Source organism: Gemmatimonadales bacterium (assembly GCA_036500345.1).
In the GTDB taxonomy this organism is placed as follows: domain Bacteria; phylum Gemmatimonadota; class Gemmatimonadetes; order Gemmatimonadales; family GWC2-71-9; genus Palsa-1233.
In genome coordinates this window covers 85,239-110,903 of record DASYCE010000015.1, presented here as the reverse complement: position 1 = coordinate 110,903, position 25,665 = coordinate 85,239, and the positions used below count along the sequence as shown (strand labels likewise).

The window sequence follows — 25,665 nt, the reverse complement described above, 5'->3', positions numbered from 1 at the left end:
CGCTGGGCCGACTATTCTGACCGCGGTTGATCCACCTTTTCATGTTGAGGCTCCGTTGCCCCGCATCAAGTCCGCCAAGAAGCGCATGCGTCAGACCAAGACGCGTACCGCCCGGAACAAGGCCACTCGCAGCGAACTGCGCACGGCGATCAAGAAGGTCCGTACGGCGTCGTCCCCGGCAGAGGCTGCCAGCGCGCTCAAGGAAGCGGAGCAGATGATCGATCGTGCCGGCCGGAAGAACATCATTCATCGCAACACCGCCGCCCGCACCAAGAGTCGCCTCGCGAAGAGCGCCAAGAAGTAGCCTCGGCACTACGGCGTCAGTCGCAGGTCGGTCGACGCGACGCCGTCGGAGGCGGAGACGACAAAGGTGCCCGTCTTCCCCCGCAGCGTGATCGTTCCTCCTCTGGCAATCGCCAGCACCGAGCCCGTCGCCGCATCGCGGATCATCACCATCGGATAGCGCACAGCACTCCAGACGAATCGCACTTCGTCGGCGGCGATCCGTGTGGCGGTCACTGACGTCGTGTCGCCGAGGAGCGATCCACGCGGCGCGCCGGAGAGACTGGTGTCGACCCCCGGGCCGGTGAGTCGCAGCGACGCCAGCGCTGACGAAACGGTCAGCGGCACCGTGAAGACAAAGGGGCGAACCGCGGCCGTCGCGGCGTCGCCAACCTGCGGTGGGTCGAAGGTGAACTCGAACAGCTGCGATCCGTCGGTGCCCGTCCCCACCAGCCGATAGGCGCCCGGTGCGCTGGGCATCACGGGCGGCGCCGTGACTGCGAGCACCGGATTGAGGGTGCCGCCCGACCGGCGGATGACACCGGAAACCAGGACACTGCGCGTTGCGGCCGGCGGCGCCGCGATCGATGCCTGGGTATACGTCAGCAACTTCCGGTAGCTGTAGTCACTGATCCAGACCGGCGAACAATAGCTCATGAGATCATACGACGGCGCCGTGACGATCTGGCCGGTGAGCACGTTGAAACCCGAGCCGCCAGCCTTGCCATTCGGATAGGGAAAGGCCGGATCAGGGTTGCTCGCGCCGCCGCATGGTGCGTGCTGCAGGCCGAGATTGTGCCCGAGTTCGTGCGCGTACGTTTCGGCGGCGACCTCGGCAAAAGGCGGATAGCTCCCCAACGCGTCCCAGCCGATCGCAGCACGGTAGTTGGGTACTGTCGACACGCCGATGTACCCGAGGCCGACGGTCCCCGAGCTGTAGTTCAGATGAACGACGCCGTAGTAATAGGACGAGCTGCCTTCGGTCTGGCGGAGCATTTCAAGCTGCTGCAGCGTCAACTGCCAGGCGTCGTTGGCGTCCGACGGCTCGAATGGACCGCCGGACGCGGTGAACGGCGCATGAATCCCGGCGGTGTAGTGCCACATCGGATGCAGTAGCCGGAGCCCCTGGGTGAGCGCGGCAGTGTCGCCGATCATTCCGGTGGTGCCGTCGGATGAATTGACGATCGGGACGAACTCGAGCTGATAGATCGGGCCGGAATGCAGATTCATCGTCAGCGGTACGCCGTTCGCCGGATAAACCAGAGTGGCACGCGTGGCCAGCGGCACGACACCGTTGGGGTCGACATCGACCAGGATCTGGAGCCCGGGTTCGATCTGATGTTCGGCAAGGATCAGGTTCCATGACCCCGTGGAATCGCTTTCGTCGATGCCGAGCGGAACGCCGATCCGGGGAGCGTGAATGATGTAGGTGTTCGACAGTGCGCCCGAGTAGTAGAGGCGTACCCGTACGTCGGGAGTGGCGCTGTTGGCCTCGCTCCCAACCAGGAAGACTCGCAGGATGCCGGGCCGGTCCGGGATCAGCGGGACGGCACCGCCGGTCGATTGCGCCGCCTGATTGATGTACACCGCACCGATCGTGATCGCGAGCGACGACTCGGGATGCGAGTACTGGATCCCGGCCACTAGCTGCGCACCGGGCGACACCCGCGCCGATTGAGTCGCGGGCACCGGTGCGTAGAGCACACCGCCGGGAGAAACAGCGGCCGCCGTCACGGTGTAATCGCCCGGCGCGAGCCCACTCAATGTGGTCGAGGTCGTTGCCCCGACATCGTACCCACTGGGGCCGGTAATCGTCACCGCCCCGGCCGTACCCAGCGGCAAGCCGGAGATGTTCACCTGCAGTGTGGCCGGAACGACCGCGAACTGCTCCATGATCGACGTGGTGCTCCCCGACGCGACGGCGACTTGCTGCGTCGCCTGCGCGGCCTGATACGCGTCGGACCCCACCACGATCGAGGCGGCGGTCGCAGTGTACGTTCCCGCGGCGAGCCCGTTGAGTGTCGTGGCAGAATTGAGCGTGGTGTGAAATCCCGCCGGGCCGTCGATCGCGATGTTCGCCGCGACGCCGGACGGCAGGCCGCCGACGCTGACCCGCAGCGCACCACCGCTCCCAGACGACGATGAGCACCCGGCAGCGGCGAGCGCGGCAGCGGCCACCATCGCGAGCGGGCCACTCCGCATCATGGCATCACCTGGATCGTGTCATTTCCAGCATACACGCGTGCGACCCAGCCATATGTCTCGACCTCGCCGGCAACGCTGATACCTCGGTTCGCCGCGATCCCGCCGATCGGCGCCCAGATCGCCCAGCTCTTCGTCACCCACAGTCCGGAACTGAGCCGGGAGAACTGCATCTCGCCGCCGGCCGCTTCGTCCGGCATCCACCTGGGAAGGTTCGTCAGCGTGAACGAGAACTCGAGCAATGCGAGGTTGTGCGCATCGAGGACCAGATCGCCGGCGGCGTCGATCAGGCGGGTCTTGTGCGCCGGCTTGAATCGCACGTGCAGTGTATCGGCCGGCCGGTGCTTCTTCGGCTTGTCGACCGTGAAGCAGTGCCCGTCCAGGAACCAGTCGGAGAAGAGGACCCGAGCATCGGGGCCGTAGTACTCCCGGGAGTTCTCGTTCCCCGGCTCGAGGAGCCGGCCAAAGCCGACGACGCGCAACGTATCCGGATTGATGCTCTGCACCGGCCAGACCGCCATCGGGACCAGCGCGGTGTCGGCGATCTCGTAATTGTTGTAGGTGCCGAAGATGGTGCGCGTGTGGATGCGCGCGACCTGGAATCCGACGGCGCGCTGATTGATCGTCGCCTCGATGATCTGCAGCGCGGTGTGGGCGCTTTCGAGGATGCGCGAGAAGACGTCGTCGGAAATCCCGCTCTTGCCGCAGAACTTCCCCCGGCCGACGGCGACAAGATCGGGGAGGCGCATCGACATCGTCTGCAGCACGAGATCGGGAAGCGTGACCCCCTCCGCGGGGACGTGAACCGGTGCAAACGGGTGGGGCTGGAATCCGATCGCCGCGACCCGGAACTGGTAGTTCCCCGGCCGCGGTGCCGTGAGGACAAAGACACCGGACGGCGACGTGAGGACGATCCCGGCGGAATGTCCAGTGCTGTCACGCAGCTCGAGGAGCGCTCCGATCAGCGGTCGCCGAGCAGCATCGACGACGCGACCGTGAATCGCCTGCCCCCGCAACGCCGCCGGGGCGCCGCCGGCCAGGATTCCAAACAACACCGACCGCGCCAGCCATTTCACTTACACTGCCGCCAGTTCTGCTCCGCACTTCTCGCAGTACCACTCCAGCGGCCGATTCATCGCGCCGCACTCGCCGCAGCGCAACGTCCGGCCGACCGGGACGGTCGTCGGCTCCGGGGCGGGACCGCTGACCACGATCTCTTCGGCAAACAATTCGCTCGCGCCGTTCGGCGTCGCCTCCATGACCGGTGGCACCGTCACCGGCGACGGCCCGTTGATCCGTTCGCCGGGGCGCACGAAGCGCGGCGGAACGTCGGCGGCCGGAATGCCGAGCGGTGCCGCGGTGTCGAATCCCTTGCCGCGATGTGGCGCGCCATTCGATGGCGGCGCCTCACCGGTCGGGCGGAACGAGAGTGGCCCGAACTCCGGGCTCGACGACTGCTGCGCCGCGTCGGTCGGTGTGGTGACCTCGTCGAAAACCGCGAGGACGTCCACCGATTCGTCGGGGGCCAGGTCGACGATCCCCACTTCGGCGATGACGGCAGTCTCTTCGACGATGTCCGCTTGCGGAGCGGGCGCGGGCTCAGGCTCGGGCTCGGGTTCAGGCTGCGCCGCCGGTTCGAACGCCGGCGCCACGGGCCGCGCCCTCGATCCGCGCGTCATCATCGACTGAACCTCTTCCAGCCGGCCGATCCGCTCGATCGCGGCGGCGATTGCCACGTCGAACGTCTCGATATCGCTGGCATGGCGGGTCCGCTCGGCGTCAAAACGATCGCCGTCGTATTCGCCGACGGCGAACCGGAGTTCTGCCTCCGCGAGCGCCTCGCGCGACGCCCGCGCGCGATCCTGCATCTCGTCGTGATCCTTGCGATCGGCCTCGAGACGTGCCGCAATCAGGTCGGCGTGCGACCGGAGTCCCGCGGCCAGTTGATCGAGACGCTGCTGATAGTCGTGGCGGACGCGCTCGCGGACTGCCTCGGGAACCGTGACCGGCGCCTGATCGATCCGGTGGATCCATCCCTGCAACGCATCACTCTCCGCGAGCAATTGCTCAACAGCGGCGAGATCCTCGGGTGACTCGGTCATTGCTGGAGTCCGGCACAGAAGGTAGACCGCCGTCGCAGCTCGACGGACGGCAATCGGCGAAATTTACAGCGGTGGGCGGCGGAACAGAGGCTCGCCAACCGGGACTCAACGGCCGGTGCCGGCCCCTGGTTCCCGGCGGTAGACGACGCGCCCGCCGACCATGGTGGCCTGGACCACGCCGGGAAGGGTCTCCCCTCCCCACGGAGTGTTCCGCGACCGGGAACGCAGCCGCGCCGGGTCGACCGTCCACTCCCCTTCAGGATCGAACAGCACGACGTCCGCCACGCTGTCTCGACGCAGTGTCCCGCCCTCAAGGTGCCAGAGGCGGGCGGGGGCGCAGCTCATCCGTTCGATCAGCGTCGAGAGCGAGAGGAGCCCGCTGCGGACCAGCTCCCGGATCGCGAGCGAGAGGGCCGTTTCGAGACCGATGATCCCGTTCGGCGCCTCGTCGAATTCCCGTTCCTTGGCATCGTAGTGGTGCGGCGCGTGATCAGTGGCGATGCAGTCAAGGGTCCCGTCGGCGAGTGCCGCGCGGATCGCGTCGCGGTCCTCGGCTTCCCGCAACGGCGGATTCATCTTGGCGTTGGTGTCGTACCCTTCGCACCGCTCGTGTGTCAGCGAAAAATGGTGCGGCGCCGCTTCGGCGGTGATGCCGATGCCGTCGTGCTTCGCGCGGCGGATCAATTCCACCGATCCCCGGGTGCTCATGTGGCAGAGATGGACATGGCCGCCGGTGAGTCGCGCGAGAATCGCGTCGCGCGCCACGTGAATCTCTTCCGCCGCCGCCGGAATCCCCTTGAGCCCGAGCCGCGTTGCGACGATTCCCTCGTGCATCACGCCACCCGCGGCGAGCGGCATGTCTTCGCAATGATCCGCGACCGGGATGCCGAAGGTGCGGGCGTACTCGATCGCCGTGCGCATGAGCTGGCTCGACATCACCGGATGCCCATCGTCGCTCACCGCGACCGCGCCCGCTCCGACCATCTCGCCGAACTCCGCCAGCTGCGCGCCCTTCTGCCCGAGCGAGACACAGCCGATCGGATAGACCCGCGCAAGACCAGCGGCCTTCCCCTTGGCGCGCACGAATCCGACCGCCCCCTGATTGTCGATCACCGGATCGGTGTTCGGCATGGCGCAAATGCCGGTGAATCCCCCGGCCACCGCCGACATTGCCCCGGTCGCGATCGTCTCGCGTTCCTCCTGGCCCGGCTCGCGGAGATGCACATGCACATCGATCAATCCCGGCGCGACGACCAGCCCCTGTGCATCGATCACCTCCGCGTCGTCCGGCCGGCCGACGTCGCGCCCGATCGCCGCAACGCGACCATCCTGCACGAGAAGTGTCGTGACGTCGTCGAGCTGCTGCGACGGGTCGATCACGCGACCGTTGACGAGAAGCACCGGCCTCATCCTTCGCCTCCACTGCCAGACCAGTCGGGAAATCCGCCCGCCAGGAGATAAAGCACCGCCATCCGGATGGCGACGCCGTTGGTGACCTGCGGAAGGATCACCGAGTGCGGTCCGTCCGCGACGTCGGAGTCGATCTCCACTCCCCGGTTCATCGGCCCCGGATGCAGGATGACCAGATCGCGCGGCGCCCGGCCGAGCCGTTCGCTCGTCACGCCGAACACGCGATTGTATTCGCGCAGCGACGGGATGAACCCGGCCGTCATCCGCTCGAGTTGCAGGCGGAGGACGTTGAGCGCGTCGGCCCACTCGATCGCCTCCTCGATTCGGCGAAAGACGCTGACGCCAAGCTCGGTGACGCCGCGCGGCAACAGTGTCTGCGGTCCGCACACCGCGACCTCGGCGCCGAGCTTGGTGAGTCCCCAGATGTTGCTCCGCGCCACGCGCGAGTGCAGCACGTCGCCAACGATGCAGATCTTCTTCCCCGCGATCACGCCGAAGCGGTCGCGCAGCGTGAGCAGGTCGAGCAATCCCTGCGTGGGGTGTTCGTGCGTGCCGTCGCCGGCATTGATCACGTTGGAGCGGATTCGGCGGCCGAGGAACTCTGCCGCACCCGACGCGCTGTGACGGATCACCACCATGTCGATCCGCATCGCTTCGAGGTTGCGCGCCGTGTCGACCAGCGTCTCTCCCTTCGAGACTGACGAACCTGCCGCCTGCACGTTGACGGTGTCGGCGCTGAGCCGCTTTTCGGCGAACTCGAATGAAATCCTGGTGCGGGTCGACGCTTCGAAGAAGAGGTTGACGATCGTCTTGCCGCGCAGCGCCGGCACCTTCTTGATGGCGCGTTCGGAGACTTCCTTGAACGGTTCGGCTGCGTCGAGGATGCCGGTGATCTGCGCGGCGGTGAGCTTCTCGAGCCCGACCAGATCCTTGCCGAGATTGACGCCGCTCATCCGTCGCCTCGCCTGACGAGTTCGACGCCGTCGTTGCCGTCGAGTTCGGCGACGTGCACCGCAACGAGATCGTCCCGTCCGGCTGTCGCGACGATGCCGGTCACGTCGGCAGCGATCGGAAGTTCTCGGCCGCCGCGATCGACGAGTACCGCAAGGAGGATCCGGCTCGGTCGTCCGAAGTCGGCGAGTTCGTCGAGGGCCGCGCGCACCGTTCGCCCGGTGTACAGCACGTCGTCGACGATCACGACGGTGGCCCCGTCAAGATTGCCGGGGAGCGACGTCTCGTGGACTACCGGCCGGGGGCCGATCGCCTGGAGGTCGTCGCGATAGAGGGTGATGTCGAGGGTGCCCCGCAGGAGGGGCCGGTCGAGGTGCGGCTCCGTCAGCCTGGCGAGACGATCAGCGAGCTGGACACCGCGGCGCTGGATACCCACGAGCACCACGCTCGGCGCCGCCGCCGTTCGTTCCACCAGTTCAGACGCCATCCGCACAAGAACACGCCCCATTGCTGGGGCGTCGAGAAGGCGGGTCGATGATGGCATCGAAGCAGGAAGGTACTAGGGGCGTTCCAGTTCCGCCAAATCCGCCGCACGCTCGCTGGTGGTCCAGCCGAACAGCCCCACCGGGACGAGCCCGGTTTCGCGCAGGATCCGTCGATACGTTGCCGCGCTACGGCGCTGGAAATGCGCCCGGTCGCCCTCGATCTCGTCGGCGGCGGTGAACGCCGGAAGGAATGCCACTCCGTCGAGGAGTGCCGCCACCTGCTCCATCCCGCGGCGAAGGATCGGCGTCGGCAAGTAGTGGAGAACGTCGGAGACGACGATCAGGTCGAATGGGCCATCGAGACCGAGTTGATCGAGGGCGTCAATCGCGCCGAGCCGGAGGTTGCGCCGGCGGCCCCAGCGTGCGATCGCCCAGCGGCTCGAATCAACGCCGGCATATCGCGCCCTGGGTCGCAGCCGATGCAATACCGGCTGCCAGCGACCCTCGCCGGCGCCGACGTCGAGCACCGAGCGAAGGGGCCGCCCAACGACCTGCTCGGTCATCGCGATGGCGAGAGAAACCGAACGCGCCAGGTCGGCTGGAGAGCCGATCCGGCGCGCGCGGTACCATCGATCGAAGTAGGCCCGATCGTATCGCTTGATCAGCGCCTCACCGGATTGTCGTCGTGCTTCTCCTTCTCACCGCCCTGCACGGCGTCGCCACCTTCGCCACTGGAGCGCTCCACGCGCAGCAGTGTCTTGGCGACCTGATCGCCGACCTTCACGGTAACGAGGTAATCCCCCGGCCCGACAATTCCGGCGCCACGACCGAATCCACCACCACCGCCGCCGCCACGACCGCCGCGGCCGCCGGCCGGCTGGGTGAGCTGAGTGACGGTCTCCATCAACGTCGAATCAGCGCCGGCGGCACCGAAGCCGCCCCGCCCACCGCGCCCGCCACCGCCGCCGCCGCCGCCGCCGCCGCCGCGCCCACCGGTATTGAATGATTCACCGGGACGCTCGTTCCAGACGTCACTGTTGCCGCGACCACGTCCGCCACCGCCGCCGCCAAAACCGCCGCGTCCGGCCGGATTCTGTTGCTGGGCCATCAACCGCTGCACCCGCCCGAGTGCCGTCGTGTCGGTCCCCGCCTTGCGAAGCGAGTCGAAAACGAACGTGACACGGTGTGCCTGCTGAATGCTGTCGCGCCGCTGCGCCGGGCTCAGCGCCCGATCGGGCGGCGGCGGGTTGCGTCCGAAGTTCCACGACACCCGCTGGAGACCGTTCGCCGCCGGGCCGGTCATCGTCCGGACGGTGTCGCCGGCTGCGTCCTGCACCACGATGCTGGCATTTCCGCCGCCACTGGCGCCTGACACCAGGTACTCGATGTCGGCGCCATACGTCGGCGACGTGCCGCGGAACTCGATCCCCTGTCCGGTCGACTGGCCGTCGAAGAGTGGCTCGCCGTACTCGAATGCCGGCTTCGGCTTGAACACGGCCAGTGTCTTCGACCCGTTCATGTCGGCAAGCTGCGGAATCGCATTGATGTCGACGATCCAGATCGACCGTCCGTGCGTCGCCGCGATCAGCTCGCGATCGCGCGGCTGAATCTTGAGGTCATACACCGGAACGGTCGGCAATCCCGACATGAACCGTTCCCAGGTGCCACCATGATTGACCGAGATGTATGCGGCGACATCGGTGCCGAGATAGAGCACGTTCCGGTTGGCCGGATCTTCACGTACGACGTGCACGTAGTCGGGGCCGCCGGTCGGCAGGTTGTTCGCAATCGAATGGAACGTCCGGCCGTAGTCGTTGGTCTCGTACACGTACGGCGCGTAGTCGCCGGTGCGATGGCCATCGAAGGAGACGTAGAACGTGTTGGTATCGGCGTGCGACGGCTCGATGCGCGACACGTACGTCCCCGCCGGAACGCCGGGGAACCTGCCGGTCAATTCATCCCAGGTGCCGCCGTCGTTCCTGGTGAGCCAGACGCGACCGTCGTCGGTCCCCGCGTACAGCAGTCCGGGCCGGACATACGACTCCGCCAGCGACACGATCGTCGGGAACGTCTCCGCGCCGGTGGCGTCGGTAGTGATCCCGCCGGTGGTCCGCGTGCTGATGCGGATCTTCATCGTGTCGGCGTAGGTGAGGTCGGGCGAGATCGGGAACAGGTGATCGCCGCGCTCGACCGACTTCATCACCCGGTTGCTGCCGGCATAGAGCACATGCGAATCGAACGGCGAAAGGAAGTACGGCGTCTCCCAGTTCCACCGCAGCGCGAAGTTGACCGAGTCCTCACGGATCATGCCGCGGATCTCCGCGATCCGCTTCTTCACCGGCGGCGTGTTGGCGTGCGCCGAATCGTCCTCGAGCACCGCAATGGTGTCTTCCCACGCCGCCATCCGCGCCCGCGCGCTCGGCTTCACCAACGTGGTGCTCTCGCCGGTCGCGGTGTTGACCCGCTCCATGTCGCCGCCCTGCGATTCGCCGTAGACGATGTGCGAATCGGTCGGGTCCTGCGCCGTATAGAAGCCGTCGCCGCCGGTGATGGTGTACCACATCGAGTTGGTGATCGGCCCGTTCTTGCGCCGGCTCGGCCCGCACCACGCGCCGTTGTCCTGCAGCCCGCCGCAGACGTTGTACGGGATCGCGTAGTCGAACGAGACGTCGTACACCTGCGAGATCGCCAGCGAGTTGAGGACCAGCCAGTTGCCGCCCCGGTCGAATGTCTCGCTCACGCCGCCGTCGTCACCGACGATGATCCGGTTCGGATCCACCGGATCGATCCACATCGCGTGATGATCGACGTGCACGCCAACCGTCGTCTGACCGACCGTCTTGCCGCCGTCGTTCGACACGTTGATCGGCGTCGACGACCAGTAGACACGATCAGGATTCTTGGGATCGACACGCACCTGCGAGTAGTAGAACGGACGGACGTCGTTGCTGTTCATCAGTGTCCACGTGGCGCCGCCGTCCTGCGAGCGATAGAGACCGCTCTTGAGCGACTGCGGGCGTCCGACGCCGGCCTTCCCCTTCGGGTTGAGCGCCGAATCCGCCTCGACCAGCGTGTAGATCACCCGCGGATTGCTCGCCGCGATGGCGATCCCGATTCTCCCCTTCTCGGTCTCGGGGAAGCCGCCGCCCTTCACCTCGGTCCAGTTCTCGCCACCATCGGTCGACTTCCAGAGACCGCTGCCGGGGCCGCCGCTCTGGTAGTAGTACGGCCCGCGGACTCGCTGATAGCTCGATGCAAAGAGGATGTCGGGATTCGACGGATCGATCGCGATGTCGATGAAGCCGGTCTTGTCATTGATGAACTTGACCTTCTTCCACGTCACGCCGCCGTCGGTCGTCTTGAAGATTCCGCGGTCGACGTTGGCGTTCCACGGCGCGCCGAGTGCGGCGACCCAGACGATGTTCGGATTGGTCGGATGGACCACGATCCGGCCGATCGCCTGCGTCTTCTCCAGCCCCATCAGCTTCCAGGTGATTCCGCCATCGACCGACTTGTAGATCCCGCCGCCTGGCGAGATCGAGTTGCGCGTGTTCGGTTCGCCAGTTCCCGCCCAGACCTGCATCGTGTCGCTCGGCGCGATCGCCAGCATCCCCATCGCCACGACCTTCTCGTGTTCGAAGACCGGCCGGAACGTCACGCCGCCATTGGTCGTCTTCCAGATCCCACCGCCGGCTGCCGCGACGAAGAAGGTCCGCGACGGCGACGGAATGCCGACCACGTCGCTGACGCGCCCCTCGGTGTTGGCCGGGCCGATGTTACGCCACTTGAAGGTGGCGAGAAGGGATGAGTCGATGGTCGTGCGGGATTGTGCGGCGAGCGGGAGTGTGGCGCTCAGCAGGATCACCGGGACGAGCGCCCGGATCTTCGGGAAAGGCATCAATGGTCTCGCGGAAGCAGGGGGAAGCCGCTGCAAGATGCGCGATTCGGGCGTGTCACGGAAGAGGGAGCGCCGTCAGTCGACGTCGTCGGGGCGTCAGTCTCGATCAACAGGGCGTCCGGGTACCCCGACAAGCCGTCGGCCTCTTCCCCCGGGGGTCGGGGTAACCCGCCATCCCGTCTGCCTCGTCCCGCAACCCGTCCGTGCGACCCGACAGACGATCTGCCTCGCGCGGCAGCCCGCCGGGAGAGGATTTCCGGATACCCTGCCCGTGGAACTTCGGACCGGCGCTGAGTCGTTTCTCAGCTGAACGGCTCCTTTTCCAGGTCGAGTATTTTGTATCAGTTCTCTGGCGCGCACCGTCGCAGAAGGAACCAGGTCATGCACCGCACTGTCAGCTTGTTCATCCGTATCGCTCCGGCGATCGCTCTCGCCGCCGGGGTCATTGCGCCGCTGAGTGCCCAGGCGAATCACGTCGCCGCACCGGCAACGACCCAGTACACCAAGCCGAGCGATGCGGTGCTCCGCAAGAAGCTCACGGCCGAGCAATACGAAGTGACCCAGCATGCCGCGACCGAGGCGCCATTCCACAACGAGTACTGGAACAATCACAAGCAGGGGATTTACGTCGACATCGTTTCCGGGGAACCGCTCTTCAGTTCGCTCGACAAGTTCGAATCGGGGACCGGCTGGCCATCGTTCACCAAGCCCCTCGAACCCGGCAACATCAAGACCGACGACGATCAGACGCTCGGAATGGATCGGACCGAGGTCCGTTCGGCACACGCGAACTCCCATCTTGGCCATGTCTTCGACGACGGCCCCAAGCCGACCGGCCTGCGCTACTGCATGAACTCGGCGTCGATGCGCTTCGTCCCGGTCGACTCACTCAGCGCCGACGGCTACGGCAAGTACCTGCAGCTCTTCCAGCGCGCCGGGTTCAAGACGAAGCCCTGACCGGCAGGCTCGACACCGCAATTATCTTCCCGCGCCCGGGGACAGGTGCTCGAGTGGTTTAAGAGGCACGCCTGGAACGCGTGTAGGCGGTGCAAGCCGTCTCGAGGGTTCGAATCCCTCCCTGTCCGTAGCCATGGCAGCATTCGACGCCCCGCAGCCTCTTGACGAAGCATCCCGGCGGCGCGCCCTCCGCCGGATGAAACTGGTCGCGTCGGGGATGCTGGTCGTGGCGCTCGCCATCTTCATCATCGCCCGCATCCTCGAACCGCTGCACCCATGGCTCGGCTACGTCCGCGCCACCGCCGAAGCATCGCTGGTGGGCGGGATCGCCGACTGGTTCGCAGTGACTGCGCTCTTCCGACACCCGCTCGGCCTGCGCATTCCGCACACCGCCATCATGCAGACCCAGAAGGATCGCGTCGGGCGGATCCTCGGCAACTTCGTACAGAACCATTTCCTCTCGCGCGCCGTCCTCGACGCGCGACTTGCAGGAATCCGTCCGGCGTCGCGCGCCGCGGACTGGTTGAACGATCCCGCACACCGGACTGAACTCGCCCGCAACCTCGCCGGCGGCCTCGCCCGCGCGGTCGAAGCGCTCCCCGACGACGACATCCGCGACTTCATGCAGCGCAGCGCCGTGTCGCGCCTCGAAGCGATGCAGCTCGCGCCGCTGGTGGGTGACGTGCTCACGATCGCCACCGCCGACGGCCGGCCGCAGGAGCTGCTCGACGAAGCGACACGACTGATCGGCGGCGCGGTGGACGACGGTCGCGACGTCATCCGGGCCAAGGTACGCCAGGAGAGTCCGCGCTGGCTGCCGCTCGGCGTGCGCGATGCCATCGCCGACCGGATGATCGGCGGAATGCAGCGATTGCTCGCCGAGGTCTCGGCCGATCCGGCGCACCCGCTGCGCGCCCGCTTCGACAGTGTGGTCCGGGATTTCATCCAGCGCCTGAAGACGTCGCCGGAAATGATCGCTCGCGCTGAGCGCCTGAAGCACGACCTTCTAGGCCATCCGGTCGTCCTCGATCTCGTCTCCTCGATGTGGGACCGGATCCGCGACGCGGCAACCCGCTACCGCACCGACCCCGAACACGCCTCGCTCGAGCCGATCGAGACCGTCCTCGCCGCCATCGCCGAGTCGCTCGCCGCGAACGCGGAACTCCGCAACGAAGTCGATCGCTTCGTGATCGACCTGGCCGCCTCGTTGCTCGAACAGCATCGGCACGAAGTCGCCGACCTCATTGCGGCGACGGTCCGCGACTGGGACCCGCAGGTCGCCTCGCAGCGCATCGAACTCGCCGTCGGGCGCGACCTGCAATTCATCCGGCTCAACGGCACGCTGGTCGGCGGCCTCGCCGGGCTGGTGATCTACGCGCTATCCCAATGGTTGTGATAGCCGTTGAATAAAGTCTCCTTCGGAGTAATCATGCCTCGACGCGCTGCAGTCCTTCCACTCCTTCTCGTGATTGCCGCGGTTCCGCCGGCCGCAGCGCAGGCACCGTCGTGTCCTGGGGAAGCGATCGATTCGGCCGGGATGCTGCACGATCTCTTCCGGCTGGCGGACGACTCGATGCAGGGGCGCCGCGTCGGCACCACCGGGAATTTCAAGGCGCGCGATTTCATCGCCGCCCGTTTCGACGCCATCGGACTCGACCGCATCCCTCCGGGGCGGATCCAGCCGTTCACGGCGCAGAGCCGGCGCGGCGGGATCACTGGCTCCAATGTCGTCGGCGTGATTCGCGGCTCGGTGACTCCCGACGAGTACATCGTGGTCTCGGCGCATTTCGATCACATCGGCCGGGTCGAACCAGGGGCGCAATGCCGTCCCAGCGGTGCGGACTCGATCTGCAATGGTGCCGACGACAACGCCTCGGGAACCAGCGGCCTGCTGGCGCTCGCCCGGCTCTTTTCACAGGAGCGGCCGCGGCACTCGCTGGTCTTTGTCGCCTTCGACGCCGAAGAATCCGGCGATGTGGGAAGTCATGCGTGGGTTGCGGCGGCACCGATCCCGCTCGACAAGGTGCTGATCGACGTGAACATGGACATGGTCGGTCGCAACGTGCACAACGAGTTGTACGCCGCCGGCCCGACGCGGTATCCGCAGCTGCGGCCGCTGGTGGAGCGGACGATCGGTTGCTCGGCGATCAAGCTGACGATCGGTCACGATGGCCCCGGAGCGCCGGGCGGCGATGACTGGACCAACCAGTCCGACCAGGGCGCCTTCAACGACCACAGCATCCCGTTCGTCTATTTCGGTGAGGAAGATCACCCGGACTATCATCGCGCGACCGATCACGCCGACCGGATCATGCCGGCATTCTACGCGGGCGCGGTCCGCGACGTCGCAGATTTCATTCGTCGGTTCGACGCGGCGCCGCCGACCAGGCCGTAGCGCGACGGTCGACGACCGCTACGGTTTGCGCGCGCCGGGCAACGCGGAGTGCGGGCCGAACAGGGCCGTGTCGCCGTGGGCGTTGATGCGGTCGAGGACCAGTTGTGTCAGATCGATCTTCCGGTTCAACGATGCCAGCCCCGGGGTCGACCCCGCATCGAAGACCATCGCACAATGGAGATCGGAGCGCACCGAGTCGAGCTCCGCCTGGACACCGAGTTCGATCGGCTGCAGACGAAGCTGCCGTTCGTGCGCGAGCTGGTCCTGCAGCCGCTGCGACTGCGCCTTGACCGCCGAATCCTGGCCTCGCAACTTCGCGAGTTCGATCCCCCGCGCTGACCCGCCGAGGCCCGCCGCCTTGGCCTGATAGGCGTCAGTCGCCGAATCGAGGACCGCCTCCTGCTTTGCCAGCTGGGTGCGGTAGTCCGATGCAACGACGGTCAGGTCCGAATCCTTCTGGGCGTACCGTGGAATGCCGCCGAGGATCAGCTGGACCTGAACCACCGCAACCTGGCCACCCGGACACGTCCCCTGGGCTGCGAGCGACGGTGCGGCAGCTGCAACGATCGTGGCGAACCCGCTGGCGCTTCGCATGACCATCCGATTCATCTCGTGTCTCCTTCGCTCGCGTCGCCGCAGGTCGTGATCATCGAACTACGCGATGACCCGTCGCACGAAGCCGCGGACGCCTGCCGCGGTGAGCAACGTTGCCAGCACGGTGAGCATCCCGGCCGCGACCCCCGCGCCGAGGTGCGGTACGTCCGGTGTCAGCGCGATGCGGAGGCCTTCGCTCATGTACACCAGCGGGTTGATCAGTACGAAGTCCTGCAGCCATGGCAGCGGCGAGAGCGACGCCCACGGATAGTAGACGCAGCCGAGAAACATGATCGGCGTGAGGACCACGGCGAACATCAGGCCGATGTGCTGCGGACGCACCGCCGTGCCGAGGAAGAGTCCGAGTGACGCGGCGGTCCAGCTCGAGAGGAAGAGCATCAGCAGCAGCATCGCCCAGCTGGCGACGCGGATGTGCACCGCCGTGGCCGGAAGCGCCGTGATGATCGGGAAGATGACCGCGCCGGCAAGCGCTCCCTGGAAGGCGCCGAATGCGACCTTGGCCAGCGGCACCGTCGCGAGTGGAATCGGCGCGAGCACGCGGTCCTCGATCTCGCGGGTGGCGCCGAGTTCGATCGACAGCGGTAGCGCCACCGCCGCGATCGACGTGAAGACCATCGCCACTGCAACGAGCCCCGGCACCAGCACCGTCGCAAAGGTCATCGCGCCCGACGCAACCGGCATCTGCTGGCCGGTGCGCGGCAGGACGAAGGTGAACACGAACACGGTGAGAAAGGGATTCATGATGGTGCGAAGCGTGAATGGGAGCCACTCGCGCCGGAGCACGCGCAGATCGCGCGCCCACAATCCGAGCACCGAGGCAATCAGCGATCGCCGGTTACTCACGGAGGTCTCTCCCGGTCAACCGGACGAACACCGTCTCGAGCGACGGCTCAGCCACCTTGAGATCGGTGAGCCCGTGCTCGGCGATCCGGCTCACGACGCGTGGCACCGTGGCGCCGTCGGGCGACGCGAGGATTCGCAGCCCACGGTCGGTGTCCTGCACCTCGCTGATCCCCGGAATGCCGTCGAGTGCAGCGCGGGCTGCGCCGCGCTCGCCGGCAAGCGACATGTCGAGCACGGCGAAGCCGCCGCTCTCCTGCTTGAGTTGATCGGGCGTTCCCTGCGCGAGGATTCTGCCGTGGTCGACGATCGCCACACGCTCGCAGAGGCGATCGGCCTCTTCCATGTAGTGCGTGGTGAGGACAACGGTCAATCCTTCGCTGCGGAGCGCGGCCACCAGGTCCCAGAGCGCCAAGCGGCTCTGCGGATCGAGACCCGCGGTTGGTTCGTCAAGGAAGAGCACCGCGGGGCGATGGGCAATTGCGCGGGCGAGCTGGACCCGCTGCGCGAGGCCGCCGGAGAGCTGGTTCGGCATCGACGCATGCTTGTCCGCGATCAGGAACCGTTCGAGCAGTTCCTTCATCCGGCGCCGTGCGTCGTCGCGATGGAGTCCGAAGTAGCGGCAATGGTAGTAGAGGTTTTCCGCGACGGTGCAGGAGCGATCGAGCGTGATCGCCTGGGCGGCGACGCCGATCTGACGTCGCACCGCGACCGCGTCGCGCGAGACATCCAGGCCGGCGACCATCGCGGCCCCGGCAGTCGCGCGCACCTTGGTGGTGCAGATCCCGATCGCCGTCGTTTTCCCTGCGCCGTTGGGGCCGAGCAGCCCGAAGATGGTACCGGCGGGCACGTCGAGCGTGATCCCATCGAGCGCCGTCACCGGCGGTGGGCCGTCGTAGACCTTCCGCACCTCGTGCAACTGGACGGCAGCGGGCATCGGCGGCGACTGGTTCGGGGGTCCGGTTGTGGCGAACCGCCCAACGCGCCGGCGTGGGCCGCGTCGCAACCGGTGCTCACGGATTGGAACTCGACGGACAGGGAGGGATTCGAACCCTCGATACCGTTGCCGGTATACCGGTTTTCGAGACCGGCTCCTTCAGCCACTCGGACACCTGTCCCAGATCTGCTGCGGGGTGCAAACTTGGACCGTTGAGCCCCCGCGATCAAGGCTGCGGCACGGCGCGGTTATCATCGAGCATGTTCCGTCTCGACCTGATGGCCACGCCGTGACCAGCCGCCGGGAATTCCTCGTCGCAAGCGCCGCCGCGGCGGTGCATCGGCATACCGCGCTGCGCCTGACCGGCGGCCTCGTCCGGCCGGTCCCGAGCCGGCCCCAACTCGACTGGCAGCGGAAGGAACTGGCGCTCTTCCATCATTTCGGCGTCAACACGTTCACCAACCGCGAGTGGGGAGACGGCACCGAGGATCCGGCGATCTTCGCGCCGAGCGGACTCGACACCAGGCAGTGGGCTCGAACCGCGAAGCAGGCCGGGTTTCGCACGGCGATCCTCACGGCAAAGCATCACGACGGCTTCTGCCTCTGGCCGACGAAGACGACCTCCCACTCGGTCGCATCGAGTCATTGGCGCGAGGGACACGGCGATGTGGTAAGAGAGTTCGTCGAGGCCTGCCGCGGTGAGGGTCTCGACGCCGGGTTGTATCTCTCGCCGTGGGATCGAAATGCGCCCGCGTACGGCGATTCGCCACGCTACAACGACATGTACGCGGCACAGCTCACTGAACTGCTCACCGGTTACGGACCGATCCACGAAGTCTGGTTCGACGGTGCAAACGGCGAGGGACCCAACGGCAGGAAGCAGACGTACGATTGGCCGCGAGTCTGGGGGATCGTCCGGAAGCTGCAACCGAACGCGGTGATCTTCTCCGACGCGGGCCCCGACGTTCGATGGATCGGCAACGAGAACGGCTCGGCCGGCGATCCTGACTGGTCGACTGTCGACCCGTCGGTAGTTCCCTATCCAGGTGCCAGCGGCGATGGCGTCATCAGGATGCTGCAGCACGGCGATCCGAATGGCGTCGTGTGGCGGCCGGGAGAGACCGACGTGTCGATCAGGCCAGGATGGTTCTACCATCCGAACGAAGATGGATCGGTGAAGACGCCGGACCGTCTGGTTGACCTGTATCTCTCGTCGGTCGGGCGGAATTCGAAGCTCCTCCTCAACGTCCCGCCGACCCGCGAAGGCGTGCTGCATCAAAACGACGTCGCGTCGCTCACCGGGATGCGCGACCGGCTCGATGCGCTGATGCGCAACGATCTGGTTCGAGGTGCGCATCTCCGCTGGAAGAGTTCAGGCAATCAAGCTGTTGCGACGGCGGCGTTCCCTCACCCGGTCACGATCTCGCTGATCGATCTCGGTGAACAGATCGAGTACGGCCAGTCGGTGTCGAGCTACCAGGTCGATGGCTGGAGCGGTGACGTGTGGCAGCCGCTGTCGCACGGCATCACGATCGGATATCGGAAGCTGGATCGGTGCGATCCCACGACGTGCACCCAGCTTCGACTCACCATTCAGTCGCTCACACCCAAGGCGCGGCCGGTTCGCCTCGCCGCCTATTCGCCATCGTAATCGAGCCTCACATGCACACATCCCTCCCGACCGCTCCCCTCGGCACCACCGGCATGACGATCACGCGTGTCGGTCTCGGCGCCTGGGCTATCGGCGGCGGCGACTGGCGTTTCGGGTGGGGCGCGCAGGATGACCAGGACTCCATCGCCACAATCCGTCACGCAATCGAACGCGGGATCAACTGGATCGACGCCGCCGCGGTGTACGGTCTCGGGCATTCGGAGCAAGTCGTTGGGATGGCGTTGCGTGACTATCCGCGCGCGGATCGACCGCTGGTCTTCACCAAGTGCGGGATGGAATGGGGCGGCGACCCCGCGGTGGAACCGCGCCGCGTTGCGACGGCAGCCAGCGTTCGTCGCGAAGTCCAGGATTCGCTCAAGCGGCTTGGCGTCGAGCAGATCGATCTCTACCAGGTTCATTGGCCCCCCGCCGACCAGACGCCGATCGACGAGTACTGGGGTGCGATGCTCGACTTGCGCCGCGAAGGGATCGTACGCACAGTCGGCTTGTGCAACCACGACGCCGAGCAGGTGCAGCGTGCTGAGGCGCTCGGCCACGTCGACACGTTGCAATCACCGTTCTCGATGATCCGCCGCCAACTCGCGGAGGTGCAGATTCCCCGTTGCGCCGAACGCGGCACGGGCGTGCTGCCATACTCACCGATGCAGTCGGGACTGCTGACCGGATCGTTCAGCGCGGACCGCGTCAGATCGCTCCCGTCGAACGACTGGCGCTCGCGCTCCGAACGGTTCGCCGGCGAGAACCTCGACCGGGCGCTCGCCCTTGTCGACCGCGTCCGGCCGATCGCCGAGCGGCACGGTACGACGGTAGGGGCCGTCGCGATCGCCTGGACGCTGGCGTGGCGCGGCGTCACCGGTGCGATCGTCGGCGCGCGCAGCCCCGAACAGATCGACGGATGGATCGGTGCGGCATCGCTGGTGCTCACTCCGGCGGATCTGCAGGAGATCGCCGCCGCGATCGACGCGAGCGGCGCCGGCGGCGGGCCGAGCCGACCAGCGTGAGCGACGGCGGCAGCTTCACCTTCCACATCATCTGCCACACGCACTGGGATCGCGAGTGGTATCTCCCGGCGGCCGCGTTCCGTGCCCGCCTGGTCGCCGCTTTCGCCGATCTGATCCCTCTTCTCGAACGCGAACGCGACGCCCGCTTTCTACTCGATGGGCAGACCGTCATCCTTGACGACGTCCACGCTACGGTGCCGCAATGGCAACCGCGATCGGAATCGCTGGTGCGATCGGGCCAACTCGAGATCGGCCCCTGGTACATCCTCGCCGACGAACTGATCCCGTCCGGTGAATCGCTGGTGCGGAACCTGATCGAAGGGCGGCGTGATGCTGCCGGTGCTGGTCACCGGATGGACGTGCTCTATTCCCCCGATGCCTTCGGCCATCCGTCAGTCTTTCCGTCGCTTGCCAGGGAATTCGGGATCGAGAACGCTGTCATCTGGCGCGGGGCGGTGTCTCCGACCGGAAGCGACACCGACCTCTACTGGTGGTCCGGCGCCGATGGATCGCGCACGCTCGTCTACCACCTCCCGCCCGCCGGATATGAAATCGGTTCGGGGCTGCTTGAATCGCCGGCCACAATCGCAGATGAGTGGGCGCGGATCGGACCGGCACTCATGCGTCGCTCGGCAACCTCGGACGTTGCGGTCTTCGTGGGCGCTGATCATCACGCCCCGCCCATCAGCGCCCGCGCCATTCGCGAGGCGCTCGAACAAGCGGATCCCGGCGCAACCTTCCGGCTGAGCTCCCTCACCGAGTATTTCGCGGCAGTGCGCGGCGCGGTGTCCGGTGCAGCGATTCCAACGATAGCCGGAGAGCGACGATGGTCGTTCGGTCACACCTGGACTCTCCCGGGTGCCCGCGCGATTCGCACGCGGGCGCTGCGCCGCTTCGGCGCTGCGGAGCTTCTGCTGCTCCGCAAGGCCGAGCCGCTGGCGGCATTGGCGTTCGGCGTCAATCGCGTCGACGTGCACGAGCTCGCTCGATCGGCGCGGCGCGCATTGCTCGAGTGCCAGTTCCACGACACGCTCTGCGGGTGCAGCAGCGATGCCGTCGCGCAGGAGCAGGCGACCCGATTGACCGCAGTTGCGGCGATCGCCAGCGAGATCTCGCGCCGCGCGCTCCACAAGATGGCGCACCACGATGCCGACCAGGCGCGGACGACGCCGACAAGGACGCGGCCGGTCATGCTCCTCTGGAACCCCGCGGCGCGGCGCAGAGGCGGGATTGTGACGGCGACGGCGACGGCGTTCCGCCGTGACATCCTGGTTGGCCCACCGGGAGGAAGAATCGCCGGCGGCGACGGCGGATTCACGCCGATCGAACTGGTCGCGCCGGATGGCAGTGCGATTCCGGTGCAATTGCTCAATGTCGCACCAGCGCTTGAGCGGATCGAGTCGTCGCGCCACTATCCCGATCTCGACGAGGTCGACCGGTCGACGATCGCGTTCGAAGCCCCGGCAACGCCGGGACTCGGCCTCAGCGCGCTTACGCTCCGCAGGAGCACCGCAGTGCCGGAACCGACCGATCTCGAAGTCAACTCCGGGCGACTCGCGAATCGCTTTGTTGAAGTGCATTGCGGGCGCGATGGGCGCGTCGACCTGATCGATCGGCGAAGCGGTGAGCGCTATCGGGATCTGCTGGGGCTCGTCAGCGAAACCGACGCCGGCGACAGCTACACGCCTGAGATCATCGCCGGGACGGCGATTCGCGCCTCGTCAACCGTGGCGCGAGTGATCGGCGCGGGCCCCCTCGTCGGCGCGATCGAATCGACCCTGACCATCACTCGCCCGAGTGGCCGCATCCGCGCGCGTCGCATTCTCATCCTTCACGCCGATGCTCCCGCACTGCGGGTTCGATTCGAACTCGACAATGACGCGACTGATCATCGACTCCGCACCAGCATTCCGGTGAATGCACGGACGACCGTCGTCAGCGGCAGCGCATTCGGAGTCGAGGAACGGGAATCAGTGGAAGTCGACGTGAACGACTTCCCCGATGAGCATCCGCTGCCGACGGCACCGGCGCAGCGATTCGCCGCCGTGAGCGCCGGCAATCGCGGCATCGCGCTGTTCGCGCCCGGCTTCTTCGAATACGAATGGCGCGACGAGACGGTGTGGCTCACGCTGATCCGATCGGTCGGCGAGCTCTCGAAGAACACTCTTCGCGCACGCCCCGGCCACGCGGGATGGCCGATCGCAACACCCGATGCGCAGGAGCTCGGTCCGCACCTCCTGGAATTCGCGGTCGCACCGATCGCTCATGATGATGCACGCCGGGTCGACGCATTGGAGGAGCTGTGGGAAGACCTCTTCCTGCCGCTCCAACCGGAATTCATCCGAAACTGCAGCGGCGGCAGTTCGACCGAGCAGCCGATTGGCGTGACGCTCGACGGGCCGGGACTGGTGTTCACCAGCTGCAAGGTGGCGGAGTCCGAGGAGGGGATCGTGCTCCGCTGCTACAATACGACGTCGGCTCCTGTTCGCGGCCGCTGGGTTCTGACGTCCGCAGTTGCCGGCGCCGCCCGGATTCGCGCCGACGAATCCATCGTGTCGTCGCTGCCATTTGGCGCCGCGGGCGTCCCATTCATCGCCGAGCCGCGTGCGATCATTTCAGTGCTGATCCGCTTCACCGCATCCTGAGGTTCGCATGACATTGCCACTCGACGGAAAGCGCATTGCGGTTCTGATCGCCGAGGGCGTGGAAGATCTCGAATTCCACGTCCCGTACATGCGGCTGCAGGAGGAGGGTGCCGATGTCGTCGGTGCAGCGGTCACGCCCGACACGGTGCGTGGCAAACACGGTCTCGAGATCCGCCCGGACGTGACCGTCGACACCCTTGATCCAGCCGAGCTCGCGGGGCTGGTGATTCCCGGCGGGTGGGCGCCCGACAAGCTCCGCCGTTCCGCCGCGGTGCGGTCGCTGGTGGTGGAGCTGCATCGGCTTGAACGTCCGATCGGGATCATCTGTCACGGTGGGCTCGTGGCGATTTCGGCGGAGATCGTCAGCGGGCGGCGCGCCACCGGTTCGCTCGGGATCAAGGACGATCTCGTCAACGCCGGCGCGACGTGGGTCGACGTCCCGGCGTTCCGCGACGGGCATCTGGTGTGGGGCCGGGTCGTGGCGGACATTCCGGCGTTCTGCCGGGAGCTGGTGGCACTCCTCAGGGAGCGGGCGGCACCCGGTCGAGAATCGCGCCGAGCGCCTTGATCTCCGCGCCGTAACGGGCCCAGTCGCCGTTCCGCTGCGCGTCGAGTGCAGCCTGGAAGTGCCGCCGTGCCTCCGTGAACTGGGCCTGCATCGTGGCACTGACCCCGGTGGCCTGCGGTGCGGACTGTCCCAACGTCTCCGCTGCCACCGGAGCCTTTGTACCGGCCGCGGTACCCCCAAAGAGGGTGGCGAGCGCCGCGTCGAGGGTCTCATCCATTACTACTCTGTCGCCGTAGACCACGACGACCCGCTTGAGCTCGGGGATTCGTCCCTTGTCGGCCTGCAGATAGAGCGGCTGGACGTACAGCAGTGACTGCTCGATCGGAATCACCAGGAGGTCGCCGCGAACCACCTTCGAACCGCGCTGATCCCAGAGCGAGAGCTGCCGCGAGATGTCGGTATCCTGATTGATGCGCGCTTCCACCTGGCTCGGTCCGTAGACGAGGCTCTGCCGCGGGAGGCGGTACGCAACCAGCTTGCCATACTCGGCGCCGTCGTTCCGCGCTACCATCCACGCCGAGAGATTGTCCTTCCCGCGTTGCGTGAACGGCACCATGTAGATGTACTCGGCCTGCTGTTCGCCGGGGAGCCGCATGACGATGTGGCGCATGAACGGCACCGCACCGGTCGCTTCGTCGACCGCGGGGATCTGCCACTGGTCGTTGCGCTGATAGAAATCATCCGGCGCATCCATGTGGTAGGTGGTATAGAGCCGGGTCTGCTGCCGGTAGAGTTCATCCGGCACCCGCAGATGCGCCCGCAGATCCGGCGGCATGCTGTCGATCGAATGGAAGATCCCGGGGAAGATCCGTGACCAGGTCTCGATCAATGGATCGTGCGGTGCGCTCACGTACGCCGTCAGCGAACCGTTGTAGGCGTCGAGGACGACCTTGACGCTGTTGCGCATGTACGTCGTGCCGTCACCGGCCCGCGCGGCGTATGGGTAGCGGTCGGTACTGGTGTAGCCGTCGAGCAGCCATTTGAGCGTCCCGTCGGCAGCAATCACGAGGTACGGATCGTGATCGAATGCCAGGAACGGAAGTGCGCGCGTCACCCGATCACGAATGTTCCGATAGTAGAGAATGCGACTCCGGTCGGTGATATCACCGGAGAAGAAGATCTTCGACGTGCCGAGCGCGACCGAGAAGATCAGGCGGCGCACCACGTTGCCGACGCCGACGCCGCCGGTTCCCTGATAGCTGTCGAAGACATTCTGGTCGCCGACCGGATGATCAAACTCCTTTTCCTTCGTCCCCACGACGGCGTAGTCGTACTCTGCTTCGCCGTAGTAGACCTGCGGCCGGGTGATCTTGAGTGACACGGTGGAGACCGGCGGAAGATCCTTGATGAACAGTACCGGCAGCCCTTCGTCGGTCACCTGATTGACCGGCGCCATCGTCAATCCCATGCCGTGCGTGAACGTCAGGTGCTCGTTGATGAAGGTGCGGGTCGGTAGCGCCGCGGCGTTCAGTTCGCGCGGCGAGAGGAGCACCTGCCGGTACTTGCCGTCGATCCAGTACCGGTCGTCGTCGATCGACGCGAAGTTGTAGTAGGTCCGGATCTCCTGCAGCTGGCTGAAGGTCTGAAGGAGCGGATCGCGATCCCAGAGCCGAACATTGTCGATCGTCGCCGCGTTGGCGGCGATGCTTGCCTGCGTCAGCGTCCCGACGTCATCGAGGTCCTTCACCTGCACGCTGTCGAGTCCCCAGGCTGCGCGCGTGGCGACGATGTGATTCCGCAGGTACGGCCGCTCGCGGGTCAGTTCCGTCGGCGCTACCACGAGCTTCTGCATGACCGCAGGGAAAAGCCCGCGCCCGACCAGTACGACTGCCGCGTAGACCCCCACGCTCCATGCCGTCCATCGCCCCAGTGTTCCCCGGGCGTTTCCTGCCAGGATCGCGACTGCCACGCCGAGTGCCAGGAACGCCGACAACCGCAGCATCGGCATCGTGGCATGCAGATCGGTGAAGCTCGCACCGACCAGCGGACCGGTGTCGGAGTACAGGAGGTTCGAGAGATCGACGAACCAGATCTGCACCGCCCCCAGCACAAAGAACGCCGCGAGCAGGATCGCGAGATGACGCGCCGCTCCCGGCTCGACCCGCAACCGGCGCGGCGGCACGAGAAGGATGTCGCGGCGGAGCCGGTAGATCGGGACGAGGAGGATCAGCGCAAGAAGAACCACACCGCGCACGAGCGCCAGGGTGGAGTCGAGAGCGGGGAGGGTGAAGATGTAGAATCCGATGTCGCGTCCGAACACCGGGTCGGTGATGCCGAATGGCGTCGGGTGGAGTGCCTGCAGCACCATCGCCCATGATCCGATCGTGCCCGACGCAATCATGACGCCGATCACGATCGCGGCGATTGGCGTGACGCGACGCACCAGCGCGGTCACGTTGATCATCCCTGCGGCCTTGCCGCCCACCGGGACGACAAACGGCACCGGCGCGATCCCTTGTTGGGCGAGCATGAGATTGAACCAGAGGAACGCGACCGAGAGGCCGCAGACGATCACGAAGAGGAGGAGCTGCGTCACCAGTTGCGTGGTGAAGACGCCCTGATATCCGATCTCGCGGAAGAACCAGAGGTCGGTCAACGCCGATGCAGCAGTCGGAATCAGCCAGAAACAGAAGAGGAGCAGCAGACACAACACCAGTACCACGATCCTGCGACGTGTCACAGAGGCTCCTCAGACCAGGTTTTGC

At 66.4% G+C, this 25,665-nt stretch carries 20 protein-coding genes and 2 tRNA genes; 9 read left to right on the top strand and 13 right to left on the bottom strand.

The window, feature by feature from the left end:
* The first annotated feature begins 55 nt into the window (after window positions 1–55).
* The gene (gene rpsT, locus VGM20_08200) at window positions 56–304 is read left to right on the top strand and encodes a 30S ribosomal protein S20 (protein ID HEY4100842.1); all 249 of its coding nucleotides are present in this window, start codon (window positions 56–58) and stop codon (window positions 302–304) included.
* Window positions 305–312: 8 nt separating this feature from the next.
* Here the strand turns inward: rpsT and VGM20_08195 are convergent, their stop codons facing one another.
* The 8 genes from VGM20_08195 to VGM20_08160 form a co-directional block, all read right to left on the bottom strand.
* Window positions 313–2,487: a M12 family metallo-peptidase gene (locus VGM20_08195; protein ID HEY4100841.1), complete on the bottom strand. Its 2,175-nt coding sequence runs from the start codon at window positions 2,485–2,487 to the stop codon at window positions 313–315.
* A complete protein-coding gene (locus VGM20_08190; GenBank protein HEY4100840.1) occupies window positions 2,484–3,560 on the bottom strand; it encodes a carboxypeptidase-like regulatory domain-containing protein in 1,077 nt (358 codons plus the stop codon). Before VGM20_08190 ends, VGM20_08195 begins: the two co-directional genes overlap by 4 nt.
* A complete protein-coding gene (locus VGM20_08185) occupies window positions 3,561–4,586 on the bottom strand; it encodes a hypothetical protein (protein ID HEY4100839.1) in 1,026 nt (341 codons plus the stop codon).
* 105 nt (window positions 4,587–4,691) lie between these two features.
* On the bottom strand, window positions 4,692–5,996 hold the full coding sequence (locus VGM20_08180; protein ID HEY4100838.1) for a dihydroorotase: 1,305 nt from the start codon (window positions 5,994–5,996) through the stop codon (window positions 4,692–4,694).
* Window positions 5,993–6,949, bottom strand: coding sequence for an aspartate carbamoyltransferase catalytic subunit (locus VGM20_08175; protein HEY4100837.1), 957 nt, complete (start codon window positions 6,947–6,949; stop codon window positions 5,993–5,995). The genes VGM20_08180 and VGM20_08175 overlap by 4 nt, the downstream gene beginning before the upstream one ends.
* Window positions 6,946–7,491, bottom strand: a complete 546-nt coding sequence (gene pyrR / locus VGM20_08170) for a bifunctional pyr operon transcriptional regulator/uracil phosphoribosyltransferase PyrR (protein ID HEY4100836.1) — start codon at window positions 7,489–7,491, stop codon at window positions 6,946–6,948. Before pyrR ends, VGM20_08175 begins: the two co-directional genes overlap by 4 nt.
* A 15-nt stretch (window positions 7,492–7,506) precedes the next feature.
* Window positions 7,507–7,995, bottom strand: a complete 489-nt coding sequence (locus tag VGM20_08165) for a class I SAM-dependent methyltransferase (protein HEY4100835.1) — start codon at window positions 7,993–7,995, stop codon at window positions 7,507–7,509.
* A gap of 98 nt (window positions 7,996–8,093) precedes the next feature.
* Entirely contained in the window at window positions 8,094–11,330 is a 3,237-nt protein-coding gene (locus VGM20_08160; protein ID HEY4100834.1) for a hypothetical protein, read from the bottom strand.
* 381 nt (window positions 11,331–11,711) lie between these two features.
* On the opposite strand from VGM20_08160, the gene msrB reads away from it, so the two are divergent.
* The 4 genes from msrB (at window position 11,712) to VGM20_08140 (ending at window position 14,682) form a co-directional block, all read left to right on the top strand.
* On the top strand, window positions 11,712–12,287 hold the full coding sequence (gene msrB / locus VGM20_08155) for a peptide-methionine (R)-S-oxide reductase MsrB (GenBank protein HEY4100833.1): 576 nt from the start codon (window positions 11,712–11,714) through the stop codon (window positions 12,285–12,287).
* A 39-nt stretch (window positions 12,288–12,326) separates the two neighbouring features.
* Window positions 12,327–12,415: transfer RNA gene (locus VGM20_08150), tRNA-Ser, on the top strand.
* Between the two features lie 5 nt (window positions 12,416–12,420).
* A complete protein-coding gene (locus VGM20_08145) occupies window positions 12,421–13,683 on the top strand; it encodes a DUF445 domain-containing protein (GenBank protein ID HEY4100832.1) in 1,263 nt (420 codons plus the stop codon).
* A 33-nt stretch (window positions 13,684–13,716) separates the two neighbouring features.
* Entirely contained in the window at window positions 13,717–14,682 is a 966-nt protein-coding gene (locus tag VGM20_08140) for a M28 family peptidase (protein ID HEY4100831.1), read from the top strand.
* Between the two features lie 18 nt (window positions 14,683–14,700).
* On the opposite strand, the gene VGM20_08135 is transcribed toward VGM20_08140, so the two are convergent.
* The 4 genes from VGM20_08135 to VGM20_08120 all read right to left on the bottom strand — a co-directional run bounded on the left by VGM20_08135 (window position 14,701) and on the right by VGM20_08120 (window position 17,255).
* The gene (locus tag VGM20_08135) at window positions 14,701–15,291 is read right to left on the bottom strand and encodes an OmpH family outer membrane protein (protein HEY4100830.1); all 591 of its coding nucleotides are present in this window, start codon (window positions 15,289–15,291) and stop codon (window positions 14,701–14,703) included.
* Window positions 15,292–15,336: 45 nt separating this feature from the next.
* Window positions 15,337–16,140 (bottom strand): ABC transporter permease, encoded by an 804-nt coding sequence (locus VGM20_08130; GenBank protein ID HEY4100829.1) that lies wholly within the window; start codon window positions 16,138–16,140, stop codon window positions 15,337–15,339.
* Window positions 16,133–17,074, bottom strand: coding sequence for an ATP-binding cassette domain-containing protein (locus VGM20_08125; protein ID HEY4100828.1), 942 nt, complete (start codon window positions 17,072–17,074; stop codon window positions 16,133–16,135). Before VGM20_08125 ends, VGM20_08130 begins: the two co-directional genes overlap by 8 nt.
* A gap of 94 nt (window positions 17,075–17,168) precedes the next feature.
* Window positions 17,169–17,255, bottom strand: a tRNA-Ser gene (locus tag VGM20_08120).
* 108 nt (window positions 17,256–17,363) lie between these two features.
* Between VGM20_08120 and VGM20_08115 the strand changes: the two genes are divergently transcribed.
* From VGM20_08115 to VGM20_08100, 4 genes are read left to right on the top strand one after another with little or no spacing between them, the layout of a single operon-like run.
* Entirely contained in the window at window positions 17,364–18,725 is a 1,362-nt protein-coding gene (locus VGM20_08115; protein HEY4100827.1) for an alpha-L-fucosidase, read from the top strand.
* Between the two features lie 11 nt (window positions 18,726–18,736).
* Window positions 18,737–19,747, top strand: coding sequence for an aldo/keto reductase (locus tag VGM20_08110; protein ID HEY4100826.1), 1,011 nt, complete (start codon window positions 18,737–18,739; stop codon window positions 19,745–19,747).
* Window positions 19,744–22,392: a glycoside hydrolase family 38 C-terminal domain-containing protein gene (locus tag VGM20_08105; protein ID HEY4100825.1), complete on the top strand. Its 2,649-nt coding sequence runs from the start codon at window positions 19,744–19,746 to the stop codon at window positions 22,390–22,392. The genes VGM20_08110 and VGM20_08105 overlap by 4 nt, the downstream gene beginning before the upstream one ends.
* Window positions 22,393–22,399: 7 nt before the next feature.
* Entirely contained in the window at window positions 22,400–22,960 is a 561-nt protein-coding gene (locus VGM20_08100; protein HEY4100824.1) for a type 1 glutamine amidotransferase domain-containing protein, read from the top strand.
* Here the strand turns inward: VGM20_08100 and VGM20_08095 are convergent.
* Window positions 22,914–25,640, bottom strand: coding sequence for a UPF0182 family protein (locus VGM20_08095; protein ID HEY4100823.1), 2,727 nt, complete (start codon window positions 25,638–25,640; stop codon window positions 22,914–22,916). The two genes, VGM20_08100 and VGM20_08095, sit on opposite strands and share 47 nt — an antisense overlap.
* Window positions 25,641–25,665 lie beyond the last annotated feature (25 nt).